Raw genomic sequence first — 7,276 nt, forward strand, 5'->3', positions numbered from 1 at the left:
CTCTACCCATCCCTGGTACTTATTTTGAAGATGGAATAGCCGTTCGTAACTTTCTCAGGGTCAGGACGGCTATTTCTTATGTATGGCAAATTCCAGAATAGAAACAAGTAAAATACCTGCGGTTAAAATAACCATAAATTCTTCGTATGTTGACATAATAATCACCCCCTTCCGTAAAAAACTCGGATGGGTGAGAGCACGTCCCCCAACTGCTCGGGAAAATATATTAAATTTGAAATACATATATTTATTATATAGAATAATTCGAATTACGTCAATAAAAAATATCCAAATAAGGAATAAAATATATAAACACACTCAAAATGAGTAAAAAAATAAGGAGCTGAAAAACGATGAACGGACTCAGCCAAAAACGATATCTCGAACTCCCCCTCCCAACAGAAGACGATCCCCGCTCAGACCAGCAGCGGATCCTGGATAGTCTGGCGGCAGCAGGTGTGGAAGAGCGGGTTCATATACCTGTCCACATTTTGCGGGAGTTATACCCCTTGCTGGACAACGCAAAGTGGAAAATAACGGTTTCCCTTGCCTGGAATGGGGATAAATGGGAAATGGTGGAGATTGAGGAAGGAGATACCACCGCGCAACATTATGGGCTGGCGGTGGATCTGGGAAGTACCACTGTGGTGGCGAGACTTCTGGACTGCAACAGTGGAGAGATTTTGAAGGAAGTCAGCTGCTTCAATAAGCAGATTCAGTGGGGGACAGATATTCTGTCCAGGATTTTTTACTGTAAAGATAATAAGGAAAAGCTGGAAGAAGTGCGGCGGGTTACGGTAGAATCCATTTGTGAATGCATGGATAAGCTGGATGCAAGCCACTCCGCGCTCTCCATGGTAATCGCGGGCAACACCACCATGATTCACTTCCTTCTGGGAATGGATGCCTTCTGCGTTTTCTACACTCCGCACGCAGTCCATGCCGATCGCCCCGGCTTCCAGCTGGCGCGCGATCTGGACATTCCGCTGAAGGGCTACGTTTATTGTTACCCTGCCAAGTCAAACTACCTTGGTGGCGATATTATCAGCGGCATGATTGACACTGAATTATATAAGAAAAACGAGATCAGCGTCTTCTTCGATATCGGAACCAACGGCGAGCTGGTGATCGGAAATAAAGAATTTCTTCTCTGCGGCGCAGGCGCAGCAGGACCAGCGCTGGAGGGAGGCGTGGTACGCACTGGAATGCGGGCGGATGTAGGGGCTGTGGATGAAGTGAAGATAAGGGATGGGAACATCTTTGTGCATGTAATTGGAAATTCTGCGCCTCAGGGAATCTGCGGCTCCGGCATTATAGACCTGATCGCAGAGCTTTTCCTGGAAGGCTGGATCGACATCCGCGGCAAGCTTTCCCCGGAAAAAAGCCCTCTCATTCAGGAGAGAGACAACCAGCTCTGCGTGGAATATGCCCCCGGTCTGTACTTCTACCAGAAGGACATCGACGAATTTATCCGCACCAAATCCGCCGCTCACACCATGGTAGAAATCATGCTCCGGGAATCCGGGCTTGAGCTGAGCCAGGCTGACCGCTTCTACGTGGCAGGAGCCTTTGGCAAACATGTATCCAAAGAATCCGCCATCACCATCGGCATGTATCCCGATATGGACCGCGACCACATTATCAACGCTGGAAACTCCTCACTGGAAGGAGCCCAGAAGCTTCTTTTAAACCGAAGTCTCCTCACTGACATCGACCAGATCCTGGAAGAAATGGTTTATATTCAGTTCGCCGAAGTGGAGGATTTCCTGGAATTAATGGTAGCAGCCCAGGCTTTGCCCCATACAGATTATAAGCGGTATCCTACGGTTATGGAGAAACTAAAAGAACGGCAGAAAGATATAAAGTTATAAACTGCTTTTTGATTTATATCAATGAAAATTCATTTTCAAATGGTTGATTTGAAGAAGTTCTTTCGATATACTTAGAAGTAATAGAAATCATCGAAAAGGAGTGATTACATGCCATTACTCGAAGAAAAAGTTTATACAATAGATGATATATATGCTCTTCCAGAAGGGGAGAGAGCGGAGCTTATTGATGGACATATATACTATATGGCACCACCTAACAGAACACACCAGAAAATATCCATGGAACTGTCAGCCAGAATTCTTGAGTACATCCGTTCCCATAAGGGGAAAAGCGAAGTCTATGCTGCTCCATTTGCAGTATATCTGGACGATACGACTAGTACTTATGTAGAGCCAGACATTTCAGTTATCTGTGATCTGGATAAACTGGATGATAAAGGCTGCAATGGTGCACCAGACTGGATTATTGAGATTGTTTCTCCTGCAAGTAAACGAATGGACTATTATACGAAGCTTTTTAAATACAGAACAGCAGGTGTAAGAGAATACTGGATCATAGATGCGGTTAAGAATCAGATATTTGTATATGATTTTGAAAAGGGAGATACGGAACAATATACATTGCAGGATTCGGTAAAAGCAGGAATCTATGAGGACTTGGTAATTGATTTTAGTAAACTGGATATTTAGAAAATGCATGTAAGGGCAGACCCATTTCGAGGCTTGCCCTTTTGGAAAATTATGCGCCAGGAGAGCAAAAATTGTAAAAAATATCTAAATTTATAGTAATTTAGCACAAAATATGCTATACTATCCCCAAACCAACAGACAGGAAGTGTACGAAATGACAGCACCAAAGAAACCACCAATTACGAAAAGTTTCGGATACGCATTTGAAGGAATTTTCACCTGCATCCGCAAGGAACGGAACATGAAGATCCACTGTGTCATGGCAGTCCTGGTAGTGATCGCAGGCATGATCCTGAAGCTTTCCCCGGTGGAATGGTGCATCTGTCTGGGACTTTTCGGACTGGTAATGGCACTGGAGCTGGTGAACACTGCCGTAGAATCCGTGGTAGACCTGGTAACCAGCGAGTACAAGCCTCTGGCGAAAACCGCCAAGGACACCGCCGCCGGAGCCGTTCTGATCGCCGCAATCATGGCCGCCATCGCCGGACTGATCATTTTCGTACCTAAAGGGCTGGTATTTCTTGGAATTTTATGAGAAGTCCGATCTGCTGGAAACGAAAATTCCACAGGGAGTTGGCAGATACAGCTGTAAATAAGAAAGGAGCACACACTATGGAGCTTGGAGAAGGCATCAAAAAAATTTTACTTGCAGGAATCGGCACTGCAGCAGTGACCGCAGAGAAATCCAAAGAGGTTCTGGATGAACTGGTAAAAAAAGGTGAGCTCACCGTAGAACAGGGCAAGGTTCTCAATCAGGAACTGAAGCACAATATCAAAGAGAGCGTGAAGAAGAATGTAAACGTAACCCTGAAGCCATCCAACCCGGACGAGCTGAAGGACGTCCTTAGCAAAATGACTCCTGATCAGCTTGCAGCATTGAAAGAGCAGATCAGCAGGATGCAGGAGAAGGATGTGGATGCAGAGGAAGCTGCACCGGAGGAGCCGGTGGCTGAAGAAGCAGAAACCGCCGAAGAAGAGGCAGAAGCCGAGGAAGCCAAAGAAGAATACGAGGCAGATCCACAGGAATAAGCAATAACATTTTCGGGAAAAAGAAATATTATTGCCTTGTTTCAGAAATGCGGTACCGCATTACGGAACAAAATAAAGAAATTCAGAAAGGCAGGACGAGGAAAGAAAGAACCCGAATCCTGCCTTTGTAGTAAGGGGAACAGACATGGGTGTGACAGAAGAAACAAAAAAAAGGAACCAAAAAGTGGAGACAGACAGCGCAAAGGCCATAAACCAGAACCCGAAAGATTCTGGTAATTACAAAGAACGTCTAAAGGAAATCACCGCCGTCCTCCATAAACACGCCATCACCAGAGGCGTTTCCCCGGAGAAGCTCCGCCTGATCCTCACCGACCTTGGTCCTACCTTTATCAAATTAGGCCAGATCATGTCCATGCGCTCTGACATTTTGCCCAAGCGCTACTGCGACGAGCTGATGAAGCTTTGCTCAGACGTCCCACCCATGCCATTTTCCGAAGTAGAAGAAGTCCTCCAGGAAGCCTTCGGCTGCCCCTGGCAGGAGGAATTCCAGGAAATCCAGCCCAGACCCCTTGGCTCCGCCTCCATCGCCCAGGTTCACCGTGCCATCCTGAAGACAGGCGAAGAAGTAGTGGTGAAGGTTCAGCGAAAGGGCATCTACGAAGTCATGGCCCGGGACATCGGCCTTATGAAAAAAGCGGTGAAGCTCCTTCCGCCGGTAACCATCAAGGAAGCCGTAGACCTGAACCTTGTGCTGGAAGAGCTTTGGCGTGTTACCCAGGAAGAGATGAACTTCCTCACCGAAGCCGCCAACATGGAGGAATTTTCCCGCAAAAACAAAAACGTAGCCTTTGTAAAAACCCCCATCCTTTACCGGGAATACACCACCGCCAACGTGCTGGTCATGGAATACATCGACGGCATTCCCATTGATGACAAAGAAACCCTCCTGGCAGGAGGCTACGACCTGGACGAGATTGGCAGCAAATTCGTAGACAATTTCATCAAGCAGGTAATGGATGACGGCTTCTTCCACGCAGATCCCCATCCTGGAAATGTAATGATCCAGGGCGGCAGGATCGTCTGGATCGACATGGGAATGATGGGACGTCTGAACGACCACGACCGCGAGCTCATCGGCCAGGCCATCGAAGGCGTTGCTCTGAACGATATTGGGAAAATCCAGGATGCCGTTCTCGCACTTGGAGAATTTAAGGGAAAACCAGACCAGAGCCGTCTTTACACAGACATCCGCGACCTTATGGCGAAATACGGCACCACAGACATGGGCGAAATCGATATCGTAGAGATCCTCACCGACCTGATGGATGTGATGAAAGAGAACAAGATCGTCATGCCCCACGGTCTCACCATGCTTGCCCGTGGCCTGACACATATGGAAGGGGTACTCGCCGACATCAGTCCGGATATCAACATGGTCCAGATTGCAGCTGCCCGTCTGAAGGGCAACCTTCTGGAAAATGGCAACTGGAAAAAACAGATGAAAGGTACCGGCAAAAAGCTGTACCGCTCCATGCTCCGCGCCGTAGACATCCCTGCCCTGGCAGCTGATTTTCTCCAGGGCTGCATGAAAGGCCAGACCAAGATCAACCTGGATCTTCACGCCTCCGATGACCTGGCGTGGCTGATGCGCCGCCTGATCCGGAACATCGTCCTTGGACTGTGGGTTATGGCACTTCTGATCAGCTCCAGCATTATCTGTACCACAGATATGACACCAAAAATGTTTGGCATCCCGGCACTGGGCGTTTTGGGCTATTTTGGGGCACTGGTGATCCTCATGTATCTGTTTATCAAACACTTCATGAAAAAGTAGTGAAAAAACTTGAAAAAGGACAAATTAAGTGGATAAAATCACCAAACTTCCCCAGAACCCCCGGAAAGAAAGCTGGGGGGGTTGACACTAAAAGAAGAGGGTGCTATCTTATTAAGAAGACTGGAATGGTGAAATTTGTCAAAATAGAAAAAATAAGGGTATATGAAGCCGCTGACGCGAAGAAGAAAATTATCTGGGCAGGTGATCTTCGGAAAACAGATTTTGGAAAATCTGTTGTAATGCGTTGGCGGGAATATATAAATTTAGATAAGTTATAAATATAAAGAATAGAAGACGGATTTTACCATGGTGATTCCAGTACAGTGTATATGAAGTTACCGCAATGTTTACTTGTCTGATTTTCACTGTACCAGATAAGAGCTGAATCACCGAAAGTGTAAAGAAATACTCGGGAGGGAAAAAGAAAAATATGTATCGAAAGGACTCAGAAGGCTGGTTAAAACATGCTGACTTTATGGTGCTGGATATGATCTGCCTGCAGCTGGCATTTATTCTGGCGTATGCGCTTCGCGGGAAAGGAATGAATCTGTACGGTGACATTTTGTACCGGAACATGGCCATATTTCTCGGTCTGGCAGATCTGGTGGTGATCTTCACCGCAGGCACTATGAAAAGCGTGCTGAAAAGAGGTCATTATAAAGAATTCGTAGCCACCCTGAAACAATCCATTATCGTAGGCGTGCTGGCCATCATTTATCTGTTCATGATCCAGGAAGGCCAGAGCTTTTCCAGAATGATCCTGATTACCACCGTGATCATTTATCTGCTCCTTTCCTATGGCACCCGTGAAATCTGGAAAAATTCCTTACATAAAAAGATGGAAAACGGCGGCGACAAGAAGCTTCTTATCGTCACCTCCAAAGACGAAGCTGCCAAAGTGGTCCGCAACATGCAGGAGAAATGAAACTGTTATGATACAAGCATTTGATAATACAAAACTGATACATCGAAATGCTCATAGCTGTGGCTTATTCACTGAGATATGAAAGGTTGAAAAACCTTGAATTTTCAATAAAAAACACTTGATTATATGAGGAGGTTTTAGCATTGATAAAATGCGAGATTTGTATGAAATTCTCTACTCAGAACCAGAGCGAGATAGACAATACCGGAATTGGAAATCGATAAAAATGATTCAAGCAATTCTCGTCAAATTGAGTCAGAATATTTCTAATATAGATGTAGCACTTACAATGTCGCCACTATATATCTTGCATGATTATCGTATCTATTTTGATCATCTACTTGCAGAAAGTGACAGGGAGGATACCAAACAGCATATTTTGAATACACTAGGGGTTCAAAGCTTCAATGATCAAGAAACAATATATTATGAAGAGATTCGACGCCTAGATAAACTCTTTGATTATTTAGTCGTTTTATCGAAGTAAACAAGCGATTACAAATTTGCTGTGGTTGCCCTCACCCCAACACAGTGCTATACTTAAACAACTATAAAAGAAAAGAGGTTATCACCATGCCCAGAACGAAAGGCAGCAAAAACCGTCCCAAAACTAATATCACTAAAGATTACGCATCCCAGATTGTAGAGAAGCAGGAGACTATTGCGTCTCTGAATACCGAGATCGCATCCATCCAGAAAGCGATTGAGGAGCAGAAGAACACATTGAAAGAGAAGAAGACTGCTCTGAAGAAGGCCGAAAAAGAAGTGGCATCCCTGGAAGCGAAGAAGGCAAAGGCGGATGCTAAGGCCGCTGAAGAAGCTAAGAAGACCGAAGCAGAGGCTGTGCTGAAGAAGTTGCTGGCAAGCGGGATGAGCGCAGATGAGATCCTTGAAAAACTGAAATAAACAAGAACCCAAGAAAAAATAAATGCCGTGTGGACAAAACTGAATGTGAACTTCCAGAAAAAGTTCCACCTAAACAAAATTAAGAGAATAAAAAATTGA

Annotated in this window: 9 protein-coding genes; all 9 read left to right on the plus strand. The window is 45.5% G+C overall.

Annotated features, from left to right (window positions below; translation table 11 throughout):
* Nucleotides 1-353 precede the first annotated feature (353 nt).
* Nucleotides 354-1,871, plus strand: a complete 1,518-nt coding sequence (locus LIQ05_RS12170) for an ASKHA domain-containing protein (RefSeq protein WP_226820934.1) — start codon at nt 354-356, stop codon at nt 1,869-1,871.
* 108 nt (nt 1,872-1,979) lie between these two features.
* Nucleotides 1,980-2,522, plus strand: coding sequence for a Uma2 family endonuclease (locus LIQ05_RS12175; RefSeq protein WP_226820942.1), 543 nt, complete (start codon nt 1,980-1,982; stop codon nt 2,520-2,522).
* 154 nt (nt 2,523-2,676) lie between these two features.
* Nucleotides 2,677-3,057: a diacylglycerol kinase family protein gene (locus LIQ05_RS12180; RefSeq protein WP_226820944.1), complete on the plus strand. Its 381-nt coding sequence runs from the start codon at nt 2,677-2,679 to the stop codon at nt 3,055-3,057.
* A gap of 77 nt (nt 3,058-3,134) precedes the next feature.
* A complete protein-coding gene (locus LIQ05_RS12185; RefSeq protein WP_226820946.1) occupies nt 3,135-3,551 on the plus strand; it encodes a phasin family protein in 417 nt (138 codons plus the stop codon).
* 145 nt (nt 3,552-3,696) lie between these two features.
* Nucleotides 3,697-5,346 (plus strand): ABC1 kinase family protein, encoded by a 1,650-nt coding sequence (locus LIQ05_RS12190; RefSeq protein ID WP_226820948.1) that lies wholly within the window; start codon nt 3,697-3,699, stop codon nt 5,344-5,346.
* On the plus strand, nt 5,346-5,624 hold the full coding sequence (locus LIQ05_RS12195) for a hypothetical protein (RefSeq protein ID WP_226820950.1): 279 nt from the start codon (nt 5,346-5,348) through the stop codon (nt 5,622-5,624). The genes LIQ05_RS12190 and LIQ05_RS12195 overlap by 1 nt, the downstream gene beginning before the upstream one ends.
* A 152-nt stretch (nt 5,625-5,776) precedes the next feature.
* The gene (locus tag LIQ05_RS12200) at nt 5,777-6,271 is read left to right on the plus strand and encodes a hypothetical protein (RefSeq protein WP_226820952.1); all 495 of its coding nucleotides are present in this window, start codon (nt 5,777-5,779) and stop codon (nt 6,269-6,271) included.
* A gap of 226 nt (nt 6,272-6,497) precedes the next feature.
* Nucleotides 6,498-6,758 (plus strand): hypothetical protein, encoded by a 261-nt coding sequence (locus LIQ05_RS12205; protein WP_226820954.1) that lies wholly within the window; start codon nt 6,498-6,500, stop codon nt 6,756-6,758.
* 44 nt (nt 6,759-6,802) lie between these two features.
* Nucleotides 6,803-7,177 (plus strand): DUF5945 family protein, encoded by a 375-nt coding sequence (locus tag LIQ05_RS12210; RefSeq protein ID WP_330633987.1) that lies wholly within the window; start codon nt 6,803-6,805, stop codon nt 7,175-7,177.
* Nucleotides 7,178-7,276: the final 99 nt, after the last annotated feature.

This window comes from Blautia glucerasea, from assembly GCF_020537505.1.
In the GTDB taxonomy this organism is placed as follows: Bacteria; Bacillota; Clostridia; order Lachnospirales; family Lachnospiraceae; genus Blautia_A.